Below are 26,845 nucleotides of genomic sequence, written 5' to 3'. Positions count from 1 at the left end.
TATCTTTAGCACTATATTATCATGAAATCACTCTTTATTATGGAGCATTTTCTGAACTTTTTTAATTTCATAGAGAATTTTCTCTTTTTCCTGTTCGTCTTCTGCTTCCATACTCATTAGCTGGGTCAGTTTAAGTTTAAGTTCCCGAATTTCATTATCGTTGCTCGGATCACTTTCAGTAGCACTATTTTTGTGTTCCAGAAATTCGTCATAGGTTCCAACATAGTCGATCATTCCCTGACCTCTCAGTTCGATAATACGATTTGAGGTCTTTTTAATTAGATAACGGTCGTGGGAAACAATGACAAGTGCTCCTGGGTATGCTTGTAAAACATCCTCGATAACTTCCTTCGTATCGACATCCAGGAAGTTTGTTGGCTCATCCAACACTAGCAGGTTGGCGTTGCTGAAATAAAGATTGAGGAAGGCTATGCGGCATTTCTCTCCCATGCTCAAGGTTGAAATTTGCTGAAAAACAGATTCCCTTGAAAACAAGAAACAACCCAGAATCGTTCTTGCATCAGATTGCGTCATACCTGGTAATTCAAGCATACTATCCAGAATCGTCTTTTGTTCATCCAGGTTTTCCAGTTCCTGTGCGAAATAGCCGATCTTCGTTTGAGGGTTTTGCCTTATACCACTCTTCTCGGCAGTAAGATCACCTGTAATAAGCTTTAATAAAGTCGACTTTCCCGAACCATTCGGACCAACCACTCCAATACGATCACCCCTGTATATAGAGGTGTTTAAGTTGGTAAAGAGCACCTTTTCCTTATCGTAGGAAAAAGATAGATTCTCTATTTGCAGCAATCTTCTTGCAGAAAAAGTACTGTCCTCCAGCTTTACATTTAATTTTTTACCAGCTTGGGGTTTCTGCACTTTATTATTTTCCAGTCGTTCCAGTTCCTTTTCTTTCGCCTTGAACCGTGATACGTTTTTCTTTGCTTTTGAACGCGCGAAGTCATTTTGTCCAGCTTCTTTATGAGCCTGCTGAAACCATTGTTGGTAGTTTCGAATTGTCTTTAGTAGACCTTCTTTTTTCTGTTCTTGCTTACGATAAGTCAATTCCTGTGTACGTCGCTCAACTTCTTTTTGTTCACGGTAAGCAGAATAACCTCCCTCATATCGCTTGCATTCATCCGAATTCAGTTCATAAATTGCATGAGCTGTACGGTCCAGAAATAAACGATCGTGGGAAACGAACAACACAGCACCTTTATAATTCACAAGCCATTCTTCCAGCCATTCAATCGTTTCTTTATCCAAGTGATTTGTCGGTTCATCCATAATAATACATTCCGGATTTTGTAAAATAAGGCGAGCAAGCTGAGCCCTCGTTTTTTGACCACCACTTAACTGATCATACGAACTTCCCCACACTTCTGAAGTTAGTTTAACTTGATGCAGTGCAGATTCTGCCTTAGCGTCCAGACTATATCCATCGAGACCTATAAATTCATTATAGATTGCTGTATATTTTTCCATATTGATCTCGGGTTGCGTTTGTACATGCTCGAGTTCTTTTTTCAAGTGATAAACTTTTCCAGCAGCACTTAGGACAAATTCCAGGGTCGTTAGGTTTGAATCAACAGATGGATCCTGTTCAAGCACACCCCAATCATCAGACGGAATAAATCGTTGAATAGACCCCGAGTCAAATGCTGTTTTTTCGAGCAATCCATTCAGAAGCGATGTTTTACCTGATCCATTCCGACCAAATAGTACCACATGTTCACCCTGTTGCAGCTCAATATCGATGTTTTGAAAAATCATATTGCCGTTCCATTCCTTGCAAAGACCTTTCGCCTTAAAAATAAACATATCCATACCCCCATTTTTAGCAATAAAAAAACACAGGAATCTGCCTGTGAATGATTACAATGGATATATGGATATACGGGATCACGGAAAATTTTTTAATTATGATTGCTACCCGTTAAAAGTACACACGTATCCCATTCGTTTCATTCAGACAGAAACGCTCGTTTGAAGTTATTCAAACTTGATTGGAAAAAACGTGGGTTTACTTCATTGTCAGGTAGGTCCTCCTTCGGTTAATCTTTCTTTTATCATACGGATGTGGTCCTGCTGTGTCAAATTACGCTTTTTCTTCTTTATACAATTTCATCGGATTTTCCTGCGCTTCTTCTAATGGCATATGTACCATACGAATTTGACGTTCAGCCTTTGGTTTTTTTAACTCTCCATAAACAAACTCCGACTTTCCTAACCCTGCTTCAACAGCATCCTCAGCTGTGGCACAATAATATATTGTTTCAATCCCAGCATAATACATTGCTGTCATGCACATCGGACACGGCTCTCCGCTCGCGTACATGGTATAGCCCTGTAAAACATGCGTATGCATTTTCTTCTGTGCCCTCCGCATTGCTTGAATCTCTGCATGTGCAGTAATATCAAAGCGTTTATGTAACTCATTGACCCCTTCATCAACCAGGTTATTGTTTTTCACCAGGACTGCACCAAAAGGTTCACCACCATTACGAACATTATCTGAAGCTAATTCTACTGCTCGTTCCATAAATTTGTCCATGTTATACCCTCCTCGTATACTATGAAAGCAGCTATCTCCTTCATAAGATAACTGCCTCTACATTATTTAACCTAACTTTACTGTCATTAATCGATAATGTCCAATCTCAAGCTGATCAGTAATCACATTTAGACCAAAACTCTCCAGTCCCCGGCTAGAGGCTGCGCTTCATGTGGTACGTGTACCTCAATTATCATGCCTAGAGGGGCTGGTTTTACATAATTGAACACCTCGTTACGCGGATGTTCTCCGTTTAAAATCCGCTCACGTAGACCAATGATAGCTCTTTTCCCTTCCAACTGTACATTCAGCATCTTTTCACCCCAACCTGCCAAAGGCCATAATCCTAATTAAACTAGCATTTCATAACAAGGATAGCTACGTCACTTAGAGCTTTTAATGCATGGCGCTCATATGGTTCCATACGCAATATCGTTTCCTGATTAATCGTAGAACCCTCATTGTTAAGCGTGAATTCAACCTCACCTTTTTTAACAAATATAAACACGTGTTTCGGAGAGTCATGTTCTTCAATTTCTTCGCCAGCTTTTAATTTGATGTGCATAATCTCACGGTTATCCTCATCAAAAACCTTTTTCCCCTCAACAGGCTTCGTTATCTCATGGTCTACTCTTATAAGTTGCATTTGACACAACCTTTCATTAATTATCTTAAGTCTTGCCTACAGTGTAACCAATACCACAATCAATTAATGTGATAAACATCACACATCACCATATTTTTATAGTCCATTGATTTTTACTGTCTCATCGGCTACAATTTAGTTGAAAATAATTATCATTTAGGCGCATATAAATTTATAGAGGGAACAACGAGGAGGACATCAAATGGAACAAACAAAAAATTCAACAGCGCTTGCAACCATTATCCGTGAACGCCGTGCTGTTAAAAAAGGCTATAATGATAAACCTGTAACAGAGGAAACGGTGATGAACTTACTGGATGATGCAACATGGGCACCAACTCACGGCAACCGACAGCCGTGGCGCTTTATTTTTGTTGGGCCAGAGCAAAAAGAGGCATTTGCCGAAAAAGTTGCTGCCACATACCCAGAAGAAAAGCAGGAAAATCGCAGAGAGTATCTGAATGAACCGAATGCATTCCTAATAGTTGTGATGGATGTACCCGATAATCAAAAGCAATGGGATGAAAATTTTGGAGCAACAGCATCCATGATTCAAAACTTTTGGTTGCTTGCCTGGGAACAACAGCTTGGTGTCGTATGGAAAACCAATCCACACATTTATGATCCAAAAGTAAAAGAAATCCTCGATGTTGGTGAGGATGAGAAAATAGTAGGGTTCATCCATCTTGGGTACTTTGATGAAAAGCCTATTAAAAAAGGCAGAGTACCAGTTAGCGAGAAATTCTCAACGTTTAAAGGATAATAGAAAAGGGTGTCATGTAAGCAATGCTTAATATGACACCCTTATTTTGTGATGTTTGCGATGTCTGTTGAGGTTTTGAGGTCGATAAACTCATTCCCAAGTTGATATATTCGTTTTCCGGTCGATAAACTCATTCCAAGGTTGATATCCCCGTTTTCCGGTCGATATTTTCACACATAATCTAATAATAAAGACCGCTAGAGTTACAACTGTAACCCCAGCGGCCAACTCTTTTCCTTATTCCTCATCCCATACAGCGCTTTTCAGCATACTGTTTTTCTGATGACGATCAATAGCTAGCTCGATCAATTGAGTAATCAATTCCGGATAGGAAACCCCACTGATTTCCCATAGCTTCGGATACATGCTAATTCGAGTGAATCCAGGTAGTGTGTTAACCTCGTTTACATACACTTCTCCGTCCTCAGTTAAAAAGAAATCAACACGGGCTAAGCCTTCACACTCAAGTGTTTCAAACACTTCAACAGCTGCCTTCTGCACTTTTGCAACCATTTCGTCTGATAGATCTGCTGGTATTTCCAGCTTTGCTCCGCTTTCATCAATATACTTTGACTCATAGGAGTAAAATTCCGTTTGTGGCAAAATTTCACCTGGCACTGATGCTTTAGGATGTTCATTTCCTAATACAGCACATTCTATTTCACGGCCAACAAGACTTTCTTCTACAATAAGCTTATGGTCATATTGAAATGCCTCGCCAACCGCTTTATAAAATTCTTCCTTCGATGAAACTTTACTAACCCCAACTGAAGAGCCTTGATTTGCTGGCTTTATGAACATTGGTGTTCCAATTTGCTCTTTTATTTCGTCGTAATTAATCTTATCTTTTTTTGCACTTGAAAAAGCTAAGCCATTCGCAACATTAACACCCGCTTCTTTTAGCAAACGTTTCGCGACATCTTTATCCATGCAAACAGATGACCCCAAGACGTTTGAACCGACATATGGGAGATTTGCAATTCGCATCATTCCTTGTAAACTGCCGTCTTCTCCTAATGTACCATGCACAATCGGGAACACAACATCAAGCTGGTCCAGCGCACCTGCATTTGCTGCATGTATCATTTGATTATCGGTCTCTCCAGGCACTATTGCTATCGTATCGTTTGATTTGTTTAATTGAATTAATTTTGGGTTTTCAGCATTAATTAAGTAGGAAGATTGATCATTTATATGCCATTTACCTTGTTTATCGATCCCGATAAGAACAACATCATATTTATTTTTATCAATTGCATCAACAATATTTTTAGCTGATTGTAATGATACTTCGTGTTCAGCCGACTTTCCGCCAAATATAATACCAACTTTTTTCTTCGTCATCATCAGAACTCCCTTGAAAAAAATCATATATATCTAAAATAGCACAAAAAGGGTTGTTTGAAACAGAAGAAAAATAAAAAAACGAACAGCGCCCTACTTTACTGTCCGTTTTTTAAAAATTTATACCATCTTCTCTGTCAGCTTCATATATTCATTTATCGCTTCAATAGTTGGTTCCAGAGATGCCTCCCAAAATTCCTTCTCTCCAATATCCTTGTTGAGGAAACGACTTGCTAAATCTTCTACTGTCATTTTTCCAGAACTTTGCAGCAAGGCATCATATTGTTCCGGAAATTGTTTTCCTTGTTCTTTTGCCATGGCGTAGATACCATTACTGAATAGATAACCAATCGTATATGGGATGTTGTAGAAAGCTAGATCTGTATGAAAAAAGTGAGGTATGGTCATCCACAAATATTTATTATTTTCATCCAAAGCATCGCCATAAATTTTCTTTATCATGCCTTCCATTAAACTTGATATCTCATTTGCTGTCAGCGGTCCTTGCATTCGTTGTCCATATAACTTTTGTTCAAATTCAAACATAGCTGGGACGGTAACCTGATACTTTAATCCATTTAAAATTTTCATTTCCAGTAGGGACAATTTATCTTCTTCACTTGATGCATGCTCAATAGCAGCATCCAGTACTAGGTTTTCCGCAAAGGTCGATGCGGTTTCCGCTACACTTGTGCTTATTTCCTGTGTAAAAGCAGGCTCATCTTGCAAAATATAGTTATGGTAAGCATGTCCAAGCTCGTGGGCAATTGTCACAACGTCCTGATAGCTACCTGTAAATGTTAGGAATATCCGACTTTCTTTTTTTAGTGGCATAAAGGCACAAAACCCTCCATGCGTTTTACCTTTGCGATCTTCAGCTTCAATCCAGCCTTCTTGAAACGCGTTCTCAGCAAACTTACCAAGCTTGTCGCTGAACTTATAAAACTGGGTAATAATAATATCTGCAGCTTCCTGATAAGAAATTTTCTTATCCGATGTAAAGCTCGGTGTCTCCATGTCATACCAGGCTAGTTTTTCAAGCTCCATTACTTGAGCCTTCCGCTTAAAAAAAATATGAGCGACTTCTCTATTTTCATTTATTGCTGATACCATTGTTTGAACTGTTTGTTCATTAATTCGGTTCTCTTCCATAGCTTCCTTTAGCACATTGTCCCAGCCACGTTGTTTATAGACATCAAGCCGAAACCCATTGATCCTGTTTAAAACTGTTGCAAAGGATTCTGCTTGTTTCTCACATACCTCAACAATATTTCGCGCTATATTTTGCCGTACAGATCGATCACTTGAAAAGAGGTACCTTCCCGCTTGCCCAAATGAGATTTCCTCTTTCTTACCATCTTTTTCAACAGGGAACCGCAGAGCACCCATCATTTGTTCATAATAATCCTCCCAGCCAATAAACCCATTGACGGAAAGCTTATTTATCACTTTTTCCATTTCTATTGGTAACTTATCGTCCATTTTTTGTTTGCGCTCTTCTAAGTAAAATTGATATTCTTTCACTTCGTCGTGATTCATTAAATGTTTCCACTTGGCTTCTGAAATTCCAGCCAAGATTTCGTCTAAATCAATTTTTAGAGATTCATAATCAGCTTGAAGCTTTGCGCTTTCATCAACTAATTTAGATACATATGGATCATCGACATTTACTGCATAGAGACAAACCATAAATTCATCCAGTTCAAAAGACGCTTGCTTGAATTCTTGGATTTGTTGTAAAAGATCAATTAAGTCTTTCTCAGAATAAAATTGATCAAACGTTTGAACAATTTCCTGAAACCCTTTCATATCATGCTTTAGCTGCGAAATTAATCCATTTAATTCACTTGATTCTTTTCCACCTGCATACAGGGAATCAAGACTCCAATTCTCGCCAATTACTTTCTCCATTAAAATTCCTCCCCTAGACTCTCACTAACTAATAGTATAGTTTATTTCTGAATTTCATGTATCCGCCCCAAGACTTATTAACCATCGTTATCAAGGTTGATTTCGAAGTCCTCCACAAGATTGTTGCTTTTTCCAATCAGGTAGTTGTTTGAATAAGTTTACGTTTTCACTCAAATACTTAGAACAGACTATTTTTTGGGGGTTATACGATTACTCTAAGCTTCTAACTTCATCAGAGAATAATCACGTTCAAGATCCAGACATACAACCCCATTCTCAACGGCTTAGTGCTTAATTCATCCTTTTCACTCAATACAGAATTCGGTTATCATCCCGAATTCTGCTAGCTAATTAATCAGCCTTTGTGTTGTAACAGCCGACACTAGTCAGATTGATCTTAAAATCGTCCTTCTTGATAACATTATGCTCGTTGTCAAAAATTGAAAGTTCACTTGAAGTATTTTCTTTGGATAATTCTCTGGCATTCGCAATGGCATCATCTTTTGCCTCAAATTCACCTGCGGGGGGAATCATCCTCCAGCTTCACAATCCAAGCTGTTACTTCCAGGTTTGATGCTACACTATAAGCTTTCATATGACGTCATACTTTGTGCACTCCCTGTCAATATGTGTTTGAAACATCGGACAGGAAGCATTTTCTCGTTGAAAAGAAGCAAGGCAATCAGTGACAATAAAGGTGTTTCTCAATACGAACGGGCCATTTTGTTAAAACATGGAACACCTCATGTGAAAAGGGGTATATTTCAATAAGATCATTATTTGTTTTAGATTTGTCTTAAGTTTTGTTAATGCTTAATCAGGGTATGTGGTGATTATTGTTTAGAAAAGAGGGTTGGAATGAACCAAACCAAATTGTGGACGATCTCTCGCGATAGTTTCTGGTTTCTTCCCATTGTATATGGGTTATGTTCAATAATTGCAGCAGCTGTAATAACAGCCTTGGATGTTTGGTTAGTCCCTAAAGTATCCAGCAGCATTCCGAACATTTTACTTACGGGTCAAAGTATAGCCAAGCAGCTTTATTCTGCTTTAATCACAGCTATACTGACTATGACAACGATAAGTTTTTCGACGATTATGGTGATGTTAACGACGTATTCATCCCAGTTTTCGCCTCGAGCACTTCAGGACTTTATGCAAAGCAAAATCACACAACACGTGTTAGGTGTTTACACGTTTGGATTTATTTTTGTACTTATTAATTTATGGTTATTAACAGAGACAAACCAAAAAGATTTGTTTAGCCCCTTTTTCACCGTTATTATTATGATTATTTCGCTTGGCTTTTTTATTTTATTTATCCATTTTTCGGCACGTTGGGCGCAAGTGAACTTCCTTATTGGCGTCATACGTAACAAAACATCGGAATTAATTAAAGAAACCTTTTCAGAGAGAACGTATGGAGAACATCAGCATTGGGACCATTCCCAGATTGAAGACATAAGAGAAAAAGATAGACAAACGATTAATGCCAGGCGTTCGGGCTACATTCAACAAGTAAATTATAATTATCTTATTAACTGGGCTACTAACAATGACATGGTGTTAGAGGCAACTTTTCAAGTCGGTGATTATGTACCTAAAGGAATGTCGGTTTTTTATTTTTGGTCTTTAGGGAACAGAAACGATAAATTAGCCGAACACGACCGTTTTTTGGTAATCGGCAACGAACGTACGGATCTTCAGGATATTGGATTTTCGATAGAAAAGTTAGTGGAGATTGCTGTAAAAGCACTTTCGACCAGTATGAATGACCCGAACACGGCAATTAACTGTATTCACCGCATTAGTGGATTGCTTACGGAATTAGCCGGAAACTACCGTCCTGTCACCTTTTATTCCGATTCAGATGGAGATTTACGAATGATCATGCAGCAAAAGAAATTCCGAGACTATTTATATAAAAGTTTTTACCAAATTAAGCATTACGGAAAAGATGACATTTCGGTTGTATATAGCATTATAGATGCGTTATATAAGATTGCTCTTGTTAGTGAGGCGTCTATACAAAAAGAAGTATTGCATTTCAATAAATACATTTTGGAAGCTGTAGATATAGAGAATCTTCCGTCATTGGACTATCAACACCTTAAAGATATAGTAGAAAAATTTGCTCGTCTTTCAGGAGAAGAATTGGATTGGGAATAGAAAAAGAACCAACCGACTACCATAAGTTGAAGGACAAAAGCCTAATTCCAAGCGGTTCTACTGAAGTCGGAAATCAGTCTCAATTAATTCTACTAAATAAATAGCCAAATTTTTAAAAATACCTTGACATTATTAATAAACTACCCTATGATTATTAACAACAATTTAAATCGATTTAGCAATGACGAAGATTAGTAATCTGTATGAACACTTTAGAGAGCTGACGGGTGGTGTAAGTCAGTGTGCGCGTATAGATGAATGGACTTCTGAGCTTCCAAACCGAAACTTGTAATTCAGTAGGCTTTGGCGACCATGTCTCATCGTTATACGAGACAAATATTAAGTAATTCATTACTTGATATTGCCAAAGAGAGCTGATTTTTTAGCTAATAAAGGTGGTACCACGGTTCCTCGTCCTTTTCGGATGGGGGACCTTTTTGTATTCAAAAAAACTACATATAATAAATCGTCGAGTAAGAGGAGTAAGCTTTTTGCAGCGTTCAAGAGAACCGGTGGTGGTGAGATACCGGTACGTGAATAATAGCCGAATGGACTTACGAGAGGTTTCCTGAATGGCAGTAGGGAAACACGGAGCTCCGCCGTTACACGGATAGGATATTAAGTTTTTCCCGTATCCGAAAAAGATGGAGAGACTTTTCAGACTCTCCAATAGAGGTGGCACCGCGGTCACAATCGTCCTCTGCAAGCACATTCCATATGTGTTTTGCAGGGGATTTTTTTATTTCATAGAAACTGGAAAGGAGTTTTACGAATGGAAACAAAAACACAAACACTCGATTATAAGTTTATTAAACAAAACGCCGACACATTAACCCCAATTGGAATATACAAAAACCTTCATGGCACCAAGAAATTTCTATTAGAGAGTTCATTCCAACATGAGGAGAAAGGTAAGTATTCCTTTATTGGTACAGATCCTTACAAGGAAATCATTGGAGAAGGAAACGAAACATCTATTTTCAATCATGGGCATGAAAAAAAGGAACAACAAACAGAAAATCCTTTATCTGTTTTAAAACAACAGTTGCCCAAAATGGATGTAGATCTGCCGTTTCCATTTTTCGGAGGTGCTGTAGGTTACATCGGATATGATTCAATCCGGTCCTATGAAAACATTGGCGATGATTTACCTGATGCTATTGAAATGCCAGATATTCATTTAATGCTTTATAAGAATGTTATTATTTTTGATCACAACGATGAATCAGTTTACTTAGTCGCCACTAATCTTGAACAGCAGTCTGAATCTGTATTAGATAAACGTCTAGAGGAACTAAAAAAAGCATTATTATCAAATCAAACAACAGATCCAACGACTGAGGGAGAGATTACATTCGAACCTGAAATGGATAAGGAAACATTTATGCGTAACGTTGAAATTGCTAAAGAACATATAAACCAGGGTGATATCTTTCAAGTTGTCTTATCACAACGAATGAAAGCTACCATACATGGTGATCCGTTTTCGTTTTACCGAAAGTTAAGAAAGACTAACCCATCCCCTTACATGTTCTACATCGACTTTGACGATTATGTCGTTTTGGGAGCATCGCCGGAAAGTCTTATTGAAACAACTGGTCAGGATATTATTACAAACCCAATCGCGGGAACGCGTCCTCGCGGCAAAACGAAGGATCAAGACAAGGAACTGACCAAGGAACTTCTTGCTGACGAAAAAGAAATTTCCGAACATCGGATGCTAGTTGATTTAAGCCGCAATGATCTTGGCCGAGTTTGTGAAATTAATAGTATTTCTGTTCCAACTTACATGACGGTAGAAAAGTATCAGCACGTTATGCACATGGTATCTGAAGTACACGGTAAATTAACTTCCCGTTTTTCGAGTATTGATGCTTTGATATCCTGCTTGCCTGCTGGAACAGTTTCCGGAGCACCAAAAATCCGGGCGATGCAGATTATTAATGACTTAGAAGCTTTAAAGCGTGGTGTATATGCAGGCGGTGTTGGTTACATCAGCTTTAATTATGACATGAACATTGCCCTAACCATCCGATCACTTGTTGTAAAAAATAATTACGCCTACCTGCAGGCCGGTGCTGGTATTGTTTATGACTCAGATCCTGAGACCGAGTACAACGAAACATTGCATAAAGCAAGATCATTAATGGAGGTGACGAATTATGATTTTACTAATTGATAACTATGATTCATTTACCTATAACATTTTTCATTACTTTGCCAGCCAAGGTGCCGAAGTAAAAGTTTGTCGGAATGATCAGATTACCATTGAAGAAATTTCTGAAATGAATCCGGAAGTTATCATTATATCCCCTGGCCCCGGAGTACCAGAACATGCTGGAATCTGTACAGAGGTTGTAAAAGAATTTCATAAAAACACACCGATTCTGGGTATTTGCTTAGGGCATCAAGTAATCGCACATGCTTTAGGTGCTGCAATTAAACAGGCAAACACAATCAAACATGGCAAAACATCCTTAATTACACATAATGGCGACGGATTGTTTAATTATTTGACACAGCCGCTTGAAGTAATGCGTTACCATTCGCTGGTAATCAACCAACAAACATTACCAGACGAATTGGAGGTCGTTGCCAAGTCTTTAGAGGACAACGAAATCATGGCAATTAAACACAGACAGTACCCAGTCTATGGCATACAGTTTCACCCTGAATCAATCGGCACATTAACTGGTATGAAGATGATTCAAAACTTTTTAGAAATAATCGGAAAGGAGTTTCGTCATGAAAAACTATCTTGAAAAATTATTGAATAAAGAAAACCTTAATCTGGAGGAAATGAAAGATGCCACAGCATACTGTTTCTCAAATGAAGTTAGTGAAAGTGAACTCGCTTCGTTCTTAACAGCATTAAGAGCTAAAGGGGAAACACCAGAGGAAATCGCTGGTCTTGTTGAAGTTGTTCGTTCCGAGTCAAACCAAACCACAAATATCCTTCCAAATGTAATGGATAATTGCGGTACAGGTGGTGATCGCTCATACAGCTTCAACATTAGTACGACCGCAGCGTTTGTGATTGCCGGTGCTGGTGTGACAATCGCCAAGCATGGTAACCGCAGTATTACAAGTAAAACAGGAAGCGCAGACGTACTGGAACATTTGGGTGTTTCGTTATCCTTTTCAAAACAACATGTAGAGGAAATGCTGCACGATAACAACATCGCTTTTTTATTCGCTCCACACGTTCATCAGGGAATGAAGCGATTCATGAAAGTACGCAAGGATTTACGAATACCAACAATTTTTAATCTAATTGGGCCACTAACAAATCCTGTCGATTTAGACTCACAGCTTTTAGGCGTTTATCGTCGCGATATGCTGCCTATGCTTGCTGAAACGCTACACAAATTAGGCAGAAAGCGCGCACTTGTGATAAACGGTGCTGGACATATGGATGAAGCTTCACTTGCTGGTGAGAACCATATCACATTACTGGATCAGGGAAAAATCACTTCATTTACACTGCACCCATCTGAAGTCAACTTGCCTGTCTATGATAACCAGCAAATCCTTGGCGGAGACGCAAAGGATAACGCAAAGATTTTACTGCAGGTTTTACAAGGAAAGGAAGGTCCCTATTACGATACGATACTTTTGAATGCAGGGCTTGGAATATTCGCAAATGGTGCTGCATCATCCATTCAAGAAGGTATTACGAAAGCTAAGGAAAGTATCGATAGTGGAGCAGCATTAGAAAAACTGCAACGACTAGTGGAATACAGTAATAAAGTTTCAAATGAGGCGATGTAATATGACTATTTTAGATAAAATTGTTCGCCAAAAGGAAGTAGAAGTTGAGTTGCTGAAAAAACAGCCATTACCTAATTTTTCAGATGCTGCCAAATCGATTAAGAAAATTGAACATACCTTTCATAACACACAGAAAATGAATGTTATCGCTGAAATTAAACGCTCTTCCCCATCAAAAGGTGAAATTGATATGGCGGTTGATCCAGTTAAACAAGCAAAATTATATGAATCATGTGGTGCTGGCGCGATTTCTGTCCTGACCGATAAAACATTTTTCAACGGTTCGATGGAAGATTTACGAAACGTTCGCGAGGCTGTCGATATTCCTATTCTTTGTAAAGACTTTATGATTGATCCGATTCAAATTGACCATGCAAAAGCTGCAGGTGCTTCTATAATTCTCTTAATCGTCGCTGCACTCTCAGATAATAAGCTTCATGAACTATTTAAATATGCAACACATCAAGGGCTTGAGGTGCTTTGTGAAGTTCATGATGAGAACGAAATGACGAAAGCAATCGAACTTGGGGCAACGATTATTGGGATTAATAATCGAAATTTAAAAACCTTTGAGGTTGATTTGTCCGCTACAGAGCAACTGGCATCCATGGTCAAAAATCCAGATACAATTCTGATTAGTGAAAGTGGTATTAAATCCCGCGATGATGTCATTCAAGTCGGCAAAGAGGATATAAACGGCATACTCGTCGGTGAAACATTAATGCGTTCCAATAACATAGCAGCGCTTTTCAACGAATTGAAAATCCCCATAACAAAAGGAGGTATACCAAATGCTCGTTAAAATTTGTGGTATAAAAACTGCAGAAGCTGCCAAAGAGGCTGTTAACTCTGGTGCTGATTTTATCGGATTTGTTTTCGCATCAAGTAAACGGCAAATCACACCAGAAAAGGCTGCACAGATTAGTGCTGCTATCCCTTCTTCTGTTAAAAAAGTTGGTGTATTTGTAAACGAGTCGGAAAGAAATATTTTAAAGACTGCCGAGCACGTAGGGTTAGATGTTATACAGCTTCATGGTGATGAGTCAGCTGAGTTTGCTGCAAAGCTCCCATATACAGTAATTAAAGCGTTCCCGATGATCACGGAACAAAAAAATGCAATGCAATTATATCCAAGTGATTATTATCTGGTTGACAGTCCAAAAGGGCCAAACCGTGGCGGTAACGGAAAAACATTTGACTGGAATCTATTAAAAGACCTGAACCTATCGAAAATTATTTTAGCAGGTGGACTTACTCCTGAAAATGTGCAGCCAGCAATTACAACTGCAAACCCTGCAGGAGTAGACGTATCAAGCGGAGTTGAAACTGATGGACAGAAGGATTTAGCCAAAATAAACCAATTTATCAGGAATGCGAAAGGATGAAAACAATGACAACATATACAATGCCAGATGAAAAAGGAAGATACGGCAATTACGGCGGGAGATTTGTTCCCGAGTTATTAATGCCAGCACTTCTCGAATTGGAAGAGTCCTATGAAGAAGCAATAAAGGACCCTGCTTTTTTAAAAGAACTAGATTACTATTCAAAAAATTACGTAGGACGTGAAACGCCGCTTTATCATGCCAAAAATTTATCCAATAAATTAGGCGGACCTTCTATTTATCTGAAACGCGAAGACCTCAACCATACAGGCGCACATAAAATTAATAACACCGTCGGTCAAGCGTTATTGACCCTTCGAATGGGAAAAAAGAAAGTTGTCGCCGAAACCGGTGCCGGCCAGCATGGTGTTGCTACCGCTACAGTTTGCGCACTCCTCGGCCTTGAATGTGTTGTATTCATGGGTGCAGAAGACATTAAGCGGCAAAAACTGAATGTCTTCCGGATGGAATTGCTCGGAGCTAAAGTCGAAAGTGTATCACAGGGAAGCGGAACACTAAAAGATGCTGTTAATGAAGCATTACGCTATTGGGTAAGTCATGTTGAAGATACGCACTATATTATCGGTTCCGTCGTAGGGCCGCATCCTTTTCCAAAAATCGTCCGTGATTTCCAGGCTGTTATCGGCGAGGAAACAAAGCAACAGTACCATGCGGAAACAGGCACTCTACCTGATGCAGTTATTGCCTGTGTCGGTGGTGGCAGCAATGCAATGGGCATGTTCTATCCATTTATCCAGGATGAAAGTGTCAAGATGTATGGGGTTGAAGCAGGTGGAAGCGGGATTGAAACAAACAAACATGCTGCAACACTGACTGCAGGCAGTATTGGTATATTACACGGAACTATGTCCCACTTGCTACAGGACGAACATGGTCAAATAGAAGAAGCACATTCGATATCTGCCGGACTTGATTACCCTGGAGTTGGTCCAGAACACAGCCACCTCCACTCATCAGACCGAGTGACCTATACATCCATTACGGACCAGGAAGCTATTGACGCATTTAAGTTCCTTTCCCAAACAGAAGGGATCATCCCTGCTTTGGAAAGCGCCCACGCTGTTGCATTTGCCATGAAACTTGCAAAAGAGATGGAAGCATCAGAGTCGATTGTTATTTGTTTATCCGGTCGTGGCGACAAGGATGTTGAATCAGCAAAAGATGTACTAGGAGGTAATCCAAATGAGTAACCAAAACTTAGACTTAGCTCTAAAAGAAAAACAGGAAGCAGGCGAAAATATATTAATTCCATATATAATGGCTGGCGATGGTGGTCTGGATATATTGGAAGATCGATTGGATTTTCTGCAGGAATGTGGTGCAGCAGCTGTTGAACTTGGGATTCCCTTCTCAGACCCGGTAGCAGATGGGCCTACTATTCAGGATGCCGGAAATCGAGCACTTGAAAATGGAACAACGCTTACTAGCGTCCTGGAAACCCTGCAACGCTTTCGTGAAAGACGATCAATTCCTGTTATTCTCATGACTTATTTGAACCCTATCTATGCCTATGGTGTTGAAAATTTCGCTAAAGATTGTGCAAGTGCTGGTGTTAACGGTGTTATTATTCCAGATCTGCCGTTAGAAGAAGAAGCAATCATAATAGATTATTTAAAGAAACATTCTATTTCATGTATTCGCCTGGTTGCTATGACAAGTCCTCAGGAAAGAATTGAAAAAATCACGCAACGTACGGAAGGATTTCTCTATGCTGTTTCTGTTACTGGAACTACAGGAGCAAGAACAACACATGACAGCAAAGTAAAAACCTATTTACAGAAGCTGAAGAAATCAACAGAAAGTCCGGTGCTAGCTGGATTTGGTGTCTCCAGCTCTGAAAAAGCACACGAATTGGCTGCTGCTTGTGACGGTGTTGTCATTGGAAGTAAAATTGTCGACCTGTTTAATCAAGGAAAATCGGATGAAATTAGAGAACTGCTGCTGGAAAGCAGATAAATAAACCTGTCACGCCTCGGCCCAAAGATTTTAAACCGAAGCGTGGCAGGAACCAAATTTTATTCATTTTTCTGCTGTTTTCGTGCCTCATCATATTCTTCTTTTGTTATTTCACCCTTGCTGTGACGTTCTTTAAGGATATCAAGAGAACTTTTAGCAGGGTTCTTTTTAGCCCTGAAGCGAATTAAAATAACAATAAGAATAATCGCAACAATGATGGATAAACCAAATCTGATGTAACCCTCTGTTAGTATAGATAACAGCATGATATCACCTCACTGTTACTATTTCCTGATTTGTAGGTTTTAAGCATGATTAGAAAACTTGGCTTATCGATATAGATAAGACTTAGTTGCACTTATGCAGTATACTTTCTTAACTGCCAAAATACATGACTTACCGTAACGGGTTCAGTTTCGGGAGAGACAAATGCTAATAACATTTGAAATCACATAATAATTAACATACATTTCTCCCTCATTATTGAATAACCCATTTTTTAACGGAATGAGGATCCGATTTACTGATTTGGCGGATCCTCATTCCGTTATTTCCTTGAAAACCCCTGTTTTAAGCTTGGGGTCGGATCCTCGTTCCGCTATTTGTCATTTCCTTCCTCAAAATAGGCTGATTTTCTGCTTTTAACGGAACGAGGATCCGTCTCACCCTTCCGAGAGCACCTTTTCTGCTATTTAGCGGAACGAGGATTCACTTCGATTGTTTGGCCGATCCGAGTGGCAATACTTCATCTTCTTATTGAAAAATCCTACCAGTTAAGTCACAAACTTATGAGTTTTTACTCCTAGATAGTATGATTTTTTTCTACCCTAAAGCTGAACCCGCTAGACTTAACGTATTATTTTTTCACAATCGGAATCCAGATTTCACAATGATGATCCTCAGCAGTTACATCTCCGTCAGTAGGGTAGACCTCCAGTTCTGGACCACCCGCATGTTCATACCCAGTTGCTGGAAACCATTCAGCAAAAATACGCTCCCAGACTTTTTGAATTGCATCAGGAATCGGACCGATAACCGGAAAAACTGCCCAGGTTGACGCAGGTATTACTTTTTCTTCCAAATCGAAGGATGACTTCCAACCAGACTCAACCCCAATAAAATAGGTTAATTTTTCCTGTACTTTGTCAAATTCCATGCATGCACCGTAGATGACCTTTGCACCATAACTATTCTCCAGCTTATCTGACACACCATTACCATTAATCTCATCCCAAAAAGCTGGAATTCTGCGAAGGTTTTCCCCATTAATTGTTGTCGTACGAATACCCTTGCCAACAATACTAAAATCTTCCTTTTCCACGATCCTGTAATCCATTTCCTCATCACCTTTTAATTGAATTTGAAATGAGAGACGCGGGAAAGCCTTCAATTGTTTATTTTGATTACGAACGGCAGATGGACTTATTCCGTGTATTTTACGAAATGCCTTTGAAAATGACTCTGGCGTTTCATATCCGTATTTAAATGCAACGTCAATAACTCTTCTCTCCGAATGTATTAGTTCTTGTGCAGCCATCGTTAGCCTGCGTTTACGAATATATTCTGCAACATTTACTCCCGTTAACATATGGAACATTCGCTGAAAATGAAACTTCGACATACAAGCAACTGCAGCAACATGTTCAATATGCAATTCCGCTTCCAGGTTATTTTCAATATAATTAATACTTGCGACCATACGTTGAAGTCCTTCCACGTGCGCCCCTCCTTTCCTAATTCAACCTTAGCATTCTCGTGTTCTCATATCCTGTTATTCTATGCTATTTTAGGACAGTAACCACTGCTCTACACGACCATTTCCATTGTCAACCTTTACTTTTGCATACGCACCATTAACAAATGTCATTTGTGGCGGGACATGGCCACAATCAATATCGTAAATAATTGGAACGTCCAATTCTGACTCAAGCTCCCGATAAACATCTTGTACCTGATAACCCTCAACTGGATGGTTTGCACTGCTTCGTCCAAACATGATACCTGTGCAGTTATCAAACCATCCAGCAAGCTTCATTTGAATCAGCGTTCGCTTTAAATCAGTTGTCGGCATATCACAATTCTCAAAATACCATAAGATTGGTTCACCACTGATTGTATTCTTTTGAAAATCTCGAACATTACCATATGGTGTGCCAATAAGATGCCTTATTACATCAATACATCCACCAAGCAATCGTCCTTTAACCGAAACATCTTCATCACTAACCGTTTTCCATACCGTTTCTTCCGTTAAGTGAAAGACATGTGGAGAAGGATTCTCATGATCCCACTCTTTTTGAAATTTTTCTGAAGAATACTGAATTATGGAATCACCATCTTCCGCTGACAGAACGTTCTCCCACATGGCAGTGGTCTTGTCCGAGTAATCACCGCGCAAATCTACCAGATTAGTACCATGCGCTGTAGCAATTCCTGTTTTCAATGTAATAGATAGGAGAAGAACACTCGTATCAGAGTACCCTAAAATCCACTTGGCAGGAATGGAGGTAAAATCTAACTTGCTAAGGATCTCCATTAGTAATTCTCCACCCCAAGGCGGGATAATCATATCGATATTTTCATCCTGAATCATTTTATTAAACTCAGCAGCACGTTTTTCAGCAGATGCAGACTTCCCCTTTATTTGCGTCCAGACAGTTTTCCCACATTCAACCTGATAGCCTTTTTCTTTCATTCGGGTACAAGCCTGCTTAAACATATCATGCAGTTCAGGCTCAACACCTGAGGAAGGTGCAGTTACACCAATGGTCGCATTCTTTTTTAGCAATGGATACTCAATCATGATTCAGCCACCTCTCATAAAATATTATTCGTTATCATATCACATTAAGGCCTAATATACAGCTATCTCACAAAATAACCTTTGTATCCGAATTGGAAATCGGGATATGCTGTGAATGAAACGATTCTTTAGTGGATATAGTTAAAGATTATTAAAAAAACCGGAAAGGCACAAAAACCGCACATTCCATTAGAATGTGCGGTTTTCTATAATAATTCATGGGTTAAAATCTATTACAAGACTTGTATCGATTTATACTAAATTATATTTTCTACAGTTAAAGTTGTATCGGCATATACCCTAATACAACCGCATATTACTGCTAATACCCTAGACAAGTTGCTCATTTTTAATAGAAATAGACTAGTAAACAGCCAATATGGAATCCCTCACATAGCTTAATAGTGCACCAAACAAATCTAATAACAGGGAGAGATTTTTTTATGAGTTGTAACAGAGGAAGTGTCGGAGGGGTAAGTAATGGTGATGGTTTTGAAAATTGTGTTTGTGACGTGATAAGTGACATCATTGCTGCGCAAGATGAGGTAGCTAATAACGGTGACGGTTGTTGCAGTACCAGCTGTGAACGTTCAATTGATCGATTGCTATCACCAACTACCGGAAATGGAAATGGCTTTACTACGGTTCCATTTATTCTTTACTGTAAAGGGGACTGTAAACCTTTCATTGGAACTGGCGTAACCCAAGAACCAAGGGATAGCGGCTTTGACTTTGATTGTGTAGAATCACCTATCTTACGCGCTAAGAAATTTGTGGACGATGAAGAATGCTGTGTGAAGCTAGAATTATTAGAGGTTGTTAACCCTGGTAGCAACCCAGTTAGTGGCGGAGATACCGTATGTGAATTCTTCCGGGGGGAAGGTGTTGGCGCTGCTCGTAACCTGCGTGCTTCTGGAGTCTGTATAACAGTAGATCTTGACTGCTTCTGTGCCATCACATGTTTGGACCCCATAACACCTGTACCTGCCCCTTAATTTCTATTGAAACTAAAATCATACTATGATTTTAGGCTATTTTTATCCTTTTATGCCCCAAGCTCGGTATGGCTAGGGGCATATTATTTACTCCATTTCGCCTGCATGCTTTTTGTTCACTAGAGGATGAATCAACGATTTCATGCTTTTTCTTTTCAGGAGAATTTACAGTGCAAACTTTTTAAGAACTACATTTCAATTGACAACCAAATTATTAAGGATCAGAGATGGAAGATTACCCAGCCGTTAAACTTGGTCATGTTAATGCAGACGAAGTACAGGAAATTGCAGGATCTTTTACCATTTTTACAGTACCGGTTATATTAGTATTTGTAGAAGGTCAGGAATATGTTCGCGAAGCACGAATCGTACATATGGACCTTTTTAATCAAAAAATTAATAAGATATACAAAAATTTAATTGGATAAGAATGAACATATCCGGCCACGTTAGTTATTTGTATACGACCCTGAATTCTTCACATACAACTAACATATCTTCGTTAAATTTTTTATCGAGTTCAGCAAGTTCATTCATGAAAAAGTCAATATGCGCATTTCTCCAATAGGAAAGGCTTTTGTCTCCTTCCCCTTCCTTAAAAGCAAATGTTGCATCTACTTCATTAAACGGCAGTACCTTTACATCTATCGTTTCCGTCAGAGCCTCGGCATTACCTTCCCAGTCAGTTATCACATTGAAGTCGCCAACCTTTGGGAGTGGCTCATCATCTATTTCATAAAATAGATGCAATGAGCATGTCGCTGTTTTCTCACCGGACTTCACCAAACCCGCTAACTCTTTTGCCATTTCGGGGCCACTGCCAAATGGCCATGCGGTATATGACTTATTTTCTCGATTTCGTTCATCTAATGTCTGTAGATAGTTGTTCCACATTATATTTGCGTCCATCTGTATCACCTTCCTTATGATATAGTAAAAGAATAAGCCTGCCACTGTGTACAGAAGCAGACTCTCTTAAGCAAGTTACTTAATTTCCATCCCATAAACTGCCAACCTATATTCTTTATCGGTGGGTTCCTTTGTTGTAATTTTTCCCTCATATAATATATCACCTGATTTTGCGTCGATTACCATGATAGTAGAGGGTGCATCATTCTCATCGTTATGTGTTGTATTTAATACATACATTTTTCCGTCTGAAATTTCTACGTTCGACTGCACTCCAAATTTAATACTTTCTGTACTTTGCGAAGGAATTACAAATACATCTTCCATACTTTTGGATTCGGTATTATATAGAGCAAACTCACGTCCATCCTCACTCTCGCCCATTAGATACAATATAGAGCCATCATATACCATAACTTCTTTATCTTGATGTTTTTTCGGAAAATCCAGTGCTTTCTTTTCCCCAGTTTCCAGGTTATATGCGAAGTATTGCTGGTTGCCATTATCAGCCTCTTTAACTTCACCAGCCATATTTCCTTCAGGTTTCTGCCCTATATTTTCCTTGTTTATAGAAAAGACAATGTTCTTGTGGGCACTTAATGCATCGGAGTCCCGAATCGAGCCTATATGTTTACGCATATTGTTGTTATTATTCTGTTCAACTGCTGCAAACTTCTCTTCTCCATTAATATTTTTCTTGGAGAGATTGAAACTATACAAATGCAATTCATTATTACCAAAACCTCCACCTGTTTGTTTAAGATTGTTTTGTGTAACTACCTTCAATTCTCCACCAATCATTTGTACATCTTCAACGTGAACGTTCATATACATAGCACGGTTTGGCACCGGTACATTAAATGATATTGTTTCATTACTTTCTTTATTCAGCACCTCAATATCAAACTCCATTTCGCTTGGTGAGTTGCCTAATCTCTGATTAATAATATCCACATATGCAAGTGTATCCTTCGTATTATAGTATGAAGATACAACTCCATTTTTCCCGCGCATGAAATTACGGTACTTATCTTGTAATTGGCTCATTTCAGGACTATACATACCCTGCATCCGCTCAAAAAATGATAGTTCTCCCCGATAAGTTGACCCCTCTGCAGTAGCCTGAACACTTTCACCTGTTCCATAACGACCTATACGGTAGTTGCCATTAATGATTACAGAATCTAATTCTTCTTCATTTCCGCTAACTTTTTCAAACACAATCTCCGGATAGCTGTTAGCCGATAAAGCAGAATTTATATAAAATGTGCCAACGGTGAACACAACAATTGATGTGATAGCAATTAATTTCCAATAGCGTTTCATCCTATTACTCCTCTCAAACTGTTACTTTTTTCTTCAATAAGAAGTCGCTCATCCAGATAGAAGCAGCAAGTACAACTATCCCCAAAAATGTTTCCACGGCAAGCATTTCAAGTGGATACAAGTAATCCTGATTAAACACGATCATCAACAGTACAGGCATTGCAAATATCACGATAGAAAGCAGAGTATATCCGATTCCCATAAGGATTCCTTTCCACTTGTAGCTTCGCTCGAACAAAATAGCAGTGAATAATACAGAAACCACCATGAATCCAGCACCATAATATAAAATAAACTCAATAAAACTTTGCGGAACAAGTATTGCCAGGTAATCAAATTTAATTATTTCACTTAACGCCAAATCAACCCTAAAGTCTGTTGGAACAACCCACTTCAAAATAGTACTTTCCAACGGCAGGAGTATAAGTTGAACCGAAACAAGTCCGAGTACCATTAAAAAAATAGAAGTAGCCTTTGCAAAGAATACATTGATTCGCGCAGTTGGCAGCATTAGCAAGCGATATATAAATGTATTTTTACCAAACCAGTCACGATACCAAATAAGAAAGATATAAAAGGCTAGTGCCGCAGCACATAACGCAATCGGTCCCATAAACCATAAGCTACGGGCGAAGTTCAAAAATGACATTTGACCATATTGTTCAATAAATTGTGATTGAGGCATTAAATCTTCATATATAGCTTTATCTGCTTGTGCTAAATACTCATTCGCCTTAACGATTATGCCCGTAACTTGTACAATAATTGTTATGACAATCAACACAAGATATACTTTTATAAAGCGTCCTAATTCAAAGTTAACTAATTTTAAATAACGATTCATTTGTGATACACCTCTCTCATTACATCAACTACCGACTTTCCTTCATTTTCCCGAACTTCTTCACTGTTAAATTCCTTTAGTACAACGCCATTATCAAGTAACACAACTTTGTCGATTAAATGTTCTATATCATGTACTTCATGGGTTGTGATAATAACGCCTCTGCCTTCCACTAAATGACTTGTAAAGACTTCGGCAATCTGTTCACGGCTGAAAATATCAATCCCAGAGAATGGTTCATCCATTAAAAGAAAATCAACATCAAGTGCCAACCCAAGCAGCAGGTTTATTTTTGCTGTGTTCCCTTTGGACAAGCTTGCGATTTTCTCCGTTTCCTCTAACCTAAAAAAACCAAGTAATTCCGTTGCACGCTCCTGATTCCAAGTCTTATAAAAATCCTGCATAAATTGCATTGCGTCTGCAATCGTCATTTGCGGCAACATTGTAATGGCATCTGGGATGAAGGTGACTTTTTCAAAGCTATGTTTATTTAATTTTTCTCCATTAATTAAAATCTCACCTTTGTTTAGTGGTGTTAAGGCCATAATCGCGTTTAGTATGGTCGTTTTACCAACTCCATTGATACCAATAAGACATGTGATTTCACCTTTATTAGCAGTGAAAGATACGCCGTCCAAAACTTTTTTACGACCAAATTTTTTCTTAATATCCTTTACTTCAATCATTTTATAACCCTCCTACTCTTTGCTTTCTTTGGTATACTGTTCTTTCACCAAATCCAATACTTCATCAACCGGAACATTAATTGAACGGATAGAGGTAACGAAGGATTCCACCGCTTCGACAATAAGTTCTTCTCTAACCGCACCAAGAATCTGTTCATCCTTCGTTATGCGGCTAGGCAAATTTCGTTCTGTATAAATCAATCCCTGCTCCTCCATTTCCTTATACGCTCGCTGCGCCGTATTCGGATTTATTTTTATCTTGTTGGCTAATTCTCTCCTTGAAGGAATCTCCTGCCCCGGCTCAAACATTCCAGTAGCAATTTGTTCCTTAAAATAACGGATTACTTGAATATAGACCGGATCACGATTGTTTAAGTCTATTTGCATAAACACAGCTCCTATTTACCTCAGATGTGTAGCTTCTCTTTTAATTTCGTGTATTAACTGATTAATACACCAAAGTCAAAAAATCCCTGTATTAAGCAGTTAATACGACCATGAATGTATTATACGGTTAATACAGTTAGGTTGTCAACATGTTTTGTTAGAATTATTTCAAACCAGACACTAAAAACACTAGTCATAACTTCTTGTATGTTAGAATTAAATTATAGAATATCGTAATTTATGGAAGGATTGATTACATATGACTGATTCAATAAAACTCACATCTTTATCTTCTAAAGGAGGCTGTGGCTGTAAAATTGGACCCGCTGATTTATCCGAGGTCCTACGCTCCCTTCCTCTCACCGCTTCTAATCCAAATTTACTTGTAGGGCTTGATACTAGTGATGATGCCGGAGTATATAAACTAAATGATGAACTGGCTATCGTACAAACAGTTGATTTTTTCACTCCAATTGTTGATAATCCTTTTGCTTTTGGTCAAGTTGCTGCTGCAAATGCGATCAGTGATGTATATGCAATGGGAGGAAAGCCAATAACTGCTCTTAACATCGTTGCATTCCCAATATCTACTTTAGATAAAGGAATCCTTGCTGAAATACTGCATGGTGCCCAGGAAAAACTGGCCGAGGCAGGGGTTGCTCTGGTTGGCGGCCATTCCATTGATGACAAGGAACCAAAATTCGGACTTGCTGTAACAGGGACCGTAAATCCGGAAAAAATCCGAACAAATACAGGAGCAAAAACCGGGGATAAGCTTATTTTAACCAAACCAATTGGAGTCGGCATCTCAACAACTTCCATTAAAAATAACTTATTAAATGATGAGGAAATAAATCGTGTTACGGAAGTCATGACAACGTTAAATAAAACAGCTGCTGAGACAATGGAAGGATATGATGTCCATGCCTGTACAGATGTAACCGGGTTTGGTTTACTGGGCCATGCTTCTGAAATGGCAGGCGGCAGTGACGTTGAAATCAGGATTAATTATAAGGATGTCCCTCTTTTACCAAGAGTTAAAGAGCTTGCTGAATCAGGGTCTGTACCTAGTGGAACAAAAAGTAACTTTAGTCATGTACAAGATATTGTAACCTATCCGGAAGAGATGGATCAGATTGATAAGTGGATTCTGTGTGATGCTATAACATCTGGAGGTCTTTTCATTTCCATAGCAAATGAGGATGCAAACTCACTTGTTTATGATTTACAGAAAAATGGAGTAGAAGCAGAGATAATCGGAGATGTAGTAAACGGCGAAAACGGAAAAATCACCGTAAAATAGAATTAATTTTTACTAGGAAGTGACGAAATTTATGTTTCAGGATATAACGCTACAGGATTTATTTAATAAACAGAATAATGAACCCCATACTGTGATTGATGTACGCTCTCCAAAGGAATATCATGATGCCACAATTCCAGGCAGCATAAACATCCCTATTTTTACGAATGATGAGCGTGCTGAGGTTGGGACACTCTACAAGCAAGTGGGTCAGGACGCAGCGAAAGAGCGAGGGCTTGCCATTTTTTCTGCTAAACTTCCTGAATTCATAGCAGCATTTAATCAAATTGAAACAACTAAAACAGTGTTTTGCTGGCGTGGTGGAATGCGCAGTAAAACGGCAGCAACCGTACTTGATTTGATGGGAATAGAAGTGCAACGATTAACAGGTGGCTACAGAATCTACCGTCAATGGATAGTCGGTATGCTGGATAATCCGGAATTTAAGCCAGATGTTCTTGTGCTGAACGGGAATACAGGATCAGGCAAAACAGCTCTGTTAAAACAGCTTTCGCAAAAAGGTTACCCTGTACTTGATTTGGAAGGGATGGCTGGCCACCGTGGGTCCATCTTTGGGCAAATTGGACTTGTGCCAAGCAATCAGAAGAAATTTGAATCGCTGCTTGTTGAGAAATTGTTGCGTTACAAGGATGCACCTTTTGTCTTATTAGAAGGTGAAAGCAAACGAATCGGGAAAGTAACTATTCCAGACTTTCTATATAACAGAAAGGAACAAGGGCTGCAGTTATTCATCGACCTGCCAGTAGATGAGCGGGTACGAAATATCTTGGATGACTACCAGCCTTGGAATTCACCAGATAAATTTCTTGAGGCATTTCGACTTATTAAAAAACGAATACACACACCGATTGCTGCGGAGATTGACCATGATCTGCAAAATGGTAATTATCATAATGCGGTAAAACTGCTGTTGGAATATTACTACGATCCGAAGTATGAGCATTCGGCAAAACAGTTCCCAAATGGAAGGAAAATTCACCTTCAAGCTACAAATATCGATGACGCCCTCCAACAGATTGAAGACGAATTAACTGAGGTAGTAACAAAATAA

28 protein-coding genes and 2 other annotated features are annotated in these 26,845 nt (G+C 38.9%); of the genes, 13 read left to right on the top strand and 15 right to left on the bottom strand.

Annotated elements, in window-relative coordinates; genetic code table 11:
* Nucleotides 1–27: 27 nt before the first annotated feature.
* The 4 genes from abc-f to BMY13_RS14745 all read right to left on the bottom strand — a co-directional run bounded on the left by abc-f (nt 28) and on the right by BMY13_RS14745 (nt 3,200).
* The gene (gene abc-f / locus BMY13_RS14760; protein ID WP_092505499.1) at nt 28–1,821 is read right to left on the bottom strand and encodes a ribosomal protection-like ABC-F family protein; all 1,794 of its coding nucleotides are present in this window, start codon (nt 1,819–1,821) and stop codon (nt 28–30) included.
* A gap of 277 nt (nt 1,822–2,098) precedes the next feature.
* A complete protein-coding gene (locus BMY13_RS14755; protein ID WP_092494115.1) occupies nt 2,099–2,554 on the bottom strand; it encodes a nucleoside deaminase in 456 nt (151 codons plus the stop codon).
* A gap of 128 nt (nt 2,555–2,682) precedes the next feature.
* Nucleotides 2,683–2,889, bottom strand: a complete 207-nt coding sequence (locus BMY13_RS14750) for a hypothetical protein (protein ID WP_092505497.1) — start codon at nt 2,887–2,889, stop codon at nt 2,683–2,685.
* A 20-nt stretch (nt 2,890–2,909) separates the two neighbouring features.
* Nucleotides 2,910–3,200: a cupin domain-containing protein gene (locus BMY13_RS14745; RefSeq protein ID WP_092505495.1), complete on the bottom strand. Its 291-nt coding sequence runs from the start codon at nt 3,198–3,200 to the stop codon at nt 2,910–2,912.
* Nucleotides 3,201–3,402: 202 nt separating this feature from the next.
* On the opposite strand from BMY13_RS14745, the gene BMY13_RS14740 reads away from it, so the two are divergent.
* On the top strand, nt 3,403–3,963 hold the full coding sequence (locus BMY13_RS14740; protein WP_092505493.1) for a nitroreductase family protein: 561 nt from the start codon (nt 3,403–3,405) through the stop codon (nt 3,961–3,963).
* A 237-nt stretch (nt 3,964–4,200) separates the two neighbouring features.
* On the opposite strand, the gene ddlA is transcribed toward BMY13_RS14740, so the two are convergent.
* The 3 genes from ddlA to BMY13_RS14725 all read right to left on the bottom strand — a co-directional run bounded on the left by ddlA (nt 4,201) and on the right by BMY13_RS14725 (nt 7,752).
* Nucleotides 4,201–5,307: a D-alanine--D-alanine ligase gene (ddlA, locus tag BMY13_RS14735; RefSeq protein ID WP_092505491.1), complete on the bottom strand. Its 1,107-nt coding sequence runs from the start codon at nt 5,305–5,307 to the stop codon at nt 4,201–4,203.
* Between the two features lie 120 nt (nt 5,308–5,427).
* A complete protein-coding gene (locus BMY13_RS14730) occupies nt 5,428–7,218 on the bottom strand; it encodes a M3 family oligoendopeptidase (RefSeq protein ID WP_092505489.1) in 1,791 nt (596 codons plus the stop codon).
* Nucleotides 7,219–7,569: 351 nt separating this feature from the next.
* Nucleotides 7,570–7,752, bottom strand: a complete 183-nt coding sequence (locus tag BMY13_RS14725) for a DUF2188 domain-containing protein (protein ID WP_245736118.1) — start codon at nt 7,750–7,752, stop codon at nt 7,570–7,572.
* Between the two features lie 324 nt (nt 7,753–8,076).
* On the opposite strand from BMY13_RS14725, the gene BMY13_RS14720 reads away from it, so the two are divergent.
* From BMY13_RS14720 to trpA, 8 genes are all read left to right on the top strand, one after another.
* The gene (locus BMY13_RS14720; protein WP_092505487.1) at nt 8,077–9,387 is read left to right on the top strand and encodes a DUF2254 domain-containing protein; all 1,311 of its coding nucleotides are present in this window, start codon (nt 8,077–8,079) and stop codon (nt 9,385–9,387) included.
* Nucleotides 9,388–9,559: 172 nt separating this feature from the next.
* Nucleotides 9,560–9,809: a binding site (T-box leader), on the top strand.
* 38 nt (nt 9,810–9,847) lie between these two features.
* Nucleotides 9,848–10,091 (top strand) — a binding site (T-box leader).
* 68 nt (nt 10,092–10,159) lie between these two features.
* A complete protein-coding gene (gene trpE / locus BMY13_RS14715; RefSeq protein WP_092505485.1) occupies nt 10,160–11,566 on the top strand; it encodes an anthranilate synthase component I in 1,407 nt (468 codons plus the stop codon).
* Entirely contained in the window at nt 11,550–12,149 is a 600-nt protein-coding gene (locus BMY13_RS14710; RefSeq protein ID WP_092494108.1) for an anthranilate synthase component II, read from the top strand. Before trpE ends, BMY13_RS14710 begins: the two co-directional genes overlap by 17 nt.
* Nucleotides 12,133–13,158: an anthranilate phosphoribosyltransferase gene (trpD, locus tag BMY13_RS14705; RefSeq protein WP_092505483.1), complete on the top strand. Its 1,026-nt coding sequence runs from the start codon at nt 12,133–12,135 to the stop codon at nt 13,156–13,158. Before BMY13_RS14710 ends, trpD begins: the two co-directional genes overlap by 17 nt.
* A gap of 1 nt (nt 13,159) precedes the next feature.
* Nucleotides 13,160–13,960: an indole-3-glycerol phosphate synthase TrpC gene (trpC, locus tag BMY13_RS19560; RefSeq protein ID WP_175476824.1), complete on the top strand. Its 801-nt coding sequence runs from the start codon at nt 13,160–13,162 to the stop codon at nt 13,958–13,960.
* Nucleotides 13,950–14,543 carry a phosphoribosylanthranilate isomerase gene (locus tag BMY13_RS19555; protein ID WP_175476823.1) on the top strand — a complete coding sequence of 198 codons (594 nt, stop codon included), beginning with the start codon at nt 13,950–13,952 and terminating at the stop codon, nt 14,541–14,543. The genes trpC and BMY13_RS19555 overlap by 11 nt, the downstream gene beginning before the upstream one ends.
* Before the next feature lie 5 nt (nt 14,544–14,548).
* Entirely contained in the window at nt 14,549–15,754 is a 1,206-nt protein-coding gene (gene trpB / locus BMY13_RS14695; protein ID WP_092494247.1) for a tryptophan synthase subunit beta, read from the top strand.
* Nucleotides 15,747–16,520, top strand: a complete 774-nt coding sequence (gene trpA, locus BMY13_RS14690) for a tryptophan synthase subunit alpha (protein WP_092494106.1) — start codon at nt 15,747–15,749, stop codon at nt 16,518–16,520. Before trpB ends, trpA begins: the two co-directional genes overlap by 8 nt.
* A gap of 59 nt (nt 16,521–16,579) precedes the next feature.
* Here trpA and BMY13_RS14685 read toward each other — a convergent pair whose 3' ends face one another.
* From BMY13_RS14685 to BMY13_RS14675, 3 genes are all read right to left on the bottom strand, one after another.
* Complete coding sequence (locus BMY13_RS14685; RefSeq protein ID WP_092505481.1) at nt 16,580–16,786, bottom strand: SHOCT domain-containing protein; 207 nt, start codon at nt 16,784–16,786, stop codon at nt 16,580–16,582.
* Nucleotides 16,787–17,376: 590 nt separating this feature from the next.
* Nucleotides 17,377–18,237: an AraC family transcriptional regulator gene (locus BMY13_RS14680; protein ID WP_245736117.1), complete on the bottom strand. Its 861-nt coding sequence runs from the start codon at nt 18,235–18,237 to the stop codon at nt 17,377–17,379.
* A gap of 69 nt (nt 18,238–18,306) precedes the next feature.
* Entirely contained in the window at nt 18,307–19,323 is a 1,017-nt protein-coding gene (locus BMY13_RS14675; protein ID WP_092505479.1) for a S66 family peptidase, read from the bottom strand.
* A gap of 443 nt (nt 19,324–19,766) precedes the next feature.
* Here BMY13_RS14675 and BMY13_RS14670 point away from each other — a divergent pair, with 443 nt between their 5' ends.
* Entirely contained in the window at nt 19,767–20,318 is a 552-nt protein-coding gene (locus BMY13_RS14670) for a CotY/CotZ family spore coat protein (protein ID WP_092505477.1), read from the top strand.
* A 227-nt stretch (nt 20,319–20,545) separates the two neighbouring features.
* Nucleotides 20,546–20,746: a YbbN family protein gene (locus BMY13_RS14665; RefSeq protein ID WP_092494102.1), complete on the top strand. Its 201-nt coding sequence runs from the start codon at nt 20,546–20,548 to the stop codon at nt 20,744–20,746.
* A 25-nt stretch (nt 20,747–20,771) separates the two neighbouring features.
* Here the strand turns inward: BMY13_RS14665 and BMY13_RS14660 are convergent, their stop codons facing one another.
* The 5 genes from BMY13_RS14660 to BMY13_RS14640 all read right to left on the bottom strand — a co-directional run bounded on the left by BMY13_RS14660 (nt 20,772) and on the right by BMY13_RS14640 (nt 24,470).
* Nucleotides 20,772–21,227: an ASCH domain-containing protein gene (locus BMY13_RS14660; RefSeq protein WP_092505475.1), complete on the bottom strand. Its 456-nt coding sequence runs from the start codon at nt 21,225–21,227 to the stop codon at nt 20,772–20,774.
* A gap of 75 nt (nt 21,228–21,302) precedes the next feature.
* Nucleotides 21,303–22,553: a hypothetical protein gene (locus tag BMY13_RS14655; RefSeq protein ID WP_092505473.1), complete on the bottom strand. Its 1,251-nt coding sequence runs from the start codon at nt 22,551–22,553 to the stop codon at nt 21,303–21,305.
* A gap of 13 nt (nt 22,554–22,566) precedes the next feature.
* The gene (locus tag BMY13_RS14650) at nt 22,567–23,397 is read right to left on the bottom strand and encodes a hypothetical protein (RefSeq protein WP_092505471.1); all 831 of its coding nucleotides are present in this window, start codon (nt 23,395–23,397) and stop codon (nt 22,567–22,569) included.
* Entirely contained in the window at nt 23,394–24,083 is a 690-nt protein-coding gene (locus BMY13_RS14645; RefSeq protein ID WP_092505469.1) for an ABC transporter ATP-binding protein, read from the bottom strand. The genes BMY13_RS14650 and BMY13_RS14645 overlap by 4 nt, the downstream gene beginning before the upstream one ends.
* Before the next feature lie 12 nt (nt 24,084–24,095).
* Nucleotides 24,096–24,470, bottom strand: coding sequence for a GntR family transcriptional regulator (locus tag BMY13_RS14640; protein WP_092494097.1), 375 nt, complete (start codon nt 24,468–24,470; stop codon nt 24,096–24,098).
* Between the two features lie 259 nt (nt 24,471–24,729).
* Here BMY13_RS14640 and selD point away from each other — a divergent pair, with 259 nt between their 5' ends.
* Both selD and mnmH read left to right on the top strand, forming a co-directional pair.
* Nucleotides 24,730–25,773: a selenide, water dikinase SelD gene (gene selD / locus BMY13_RS14635; protein WP_092505467.1), complete on the top strand. Its 1,044-nt coding sequence runs from the start codon at nt 24,730–24,732 to the stop codon at nt 25,771–25,773.
* Between the two features lie 31 nt (nt 25,774–25,804).
* On the top strand, nt 25,805–26,845 hold the full coding sequence (gene mnmH / locus BMY13_RS14630; protein WP_092505465.1) for a tRNA 2-selenouridine(34) synthase MnmH: 1,041 nt from the start codon (nt 25,805–25,807) through the stop codon (nt 26,843–26,845).

It is taken from the genome of Virgibacillus subterraneus (genome assembly GCF_900110695.1).
Taxonomy (GTDB): domain Bacteria; phylum Bacillota; class Bacilli; order Bacillales; family Amphibacillaceae; genus Lentibacillus; species Lentibacillus subterraneus.
This window is presented reverse-complemented; position numbering and strand designations above follow the sequence as displayed.